Source organism: Bacillus sp. 05T22, from assembly GCF_056396765.1.
Map to the genome: position 1 here is coordinate 1 of NZ_JBFTMC010000286.1, position 482 is coordinate 482.

At 52.6% G+C, this 482-nt stretch carries 4 tRNA genes; all 4 read right to left on the reverse strand.

From position 1 onward, the window contains the following. Positions 1-73: 73 nt before the first annotated feature. The 4 genes from AC1DIT_RS28460 to AC1DIT_RS28475 all read right to left on the reverse strand — a co-directional run bounded on the left by AC1DIT_RS28460 (position 74) and on the right by AC1DIT_RS28475 (position 421). A tRNA-Leu gene (locus AC1DIT_RS28460) sits at positions 74-154 on the reverse strand. A 24-nt stretch (positions 155-178) separates the two neighbouring features. Then, a tRNA-His gene (locus AC1DIT_RS28465) sits at positions 179-254 on the reverse strand. A 9-nt stretch (positions 255-263) separates the two neighbouring features. After that, positions 264-339: transfer RNA gene (locus tag AC1DIT_RS28470), tRNA-Thr, on the reverse strand. Positions 340-345: 6 nt separating this feature from the next. Further along, positions 346-421, reverse strand: a tRNA-Val gene (locus AC1DIT_RS28475). Between the last annotated feature and the right edge of the window lie 61 nt (positions 422-482).

Genomic DNA, 482 nt, shown 5'->3' on the forward strand with positions numbered 1-482 from the left:
TGGCAAGGTGGCAAGGTTGTATTCTACCACTGAACTACTTCCGCAAGACATGTATGAGATATTTTATTAAAAGTGCGGGTGAAGGGAGTCGAACCCCCACGCCAAAGGCGCCAGATCCTAAGTCTGGTGCGTCTGCCAATTCCGCCACACCCGCATAATATAATTTTTTAAGAAAAAATGGGGCGACTGATGGGAATCGAACCCACGAATGCCGGAGCCACAATCCGGTGCGTTAACCACTTCGCCACAACCGCCATAGTTGCTGGTGCCGGCTAGAGGACTTGAACCCCCAACCTACTGATTACAAGTCAGTTGCTCTACCAATTGAGCTAAGCCGGCAATATATGGTGGAGGATGACGGGATCGAACCGCCGACCCCCTGCTTGTAAGGYAGGTGCTCTCCCAGCTGAGCTAATCCTCCATTTGCCTGGCAACGTCCTACTCTCACAGGGGCAAGGCCCCAACTACCATCGGCGCTAGAG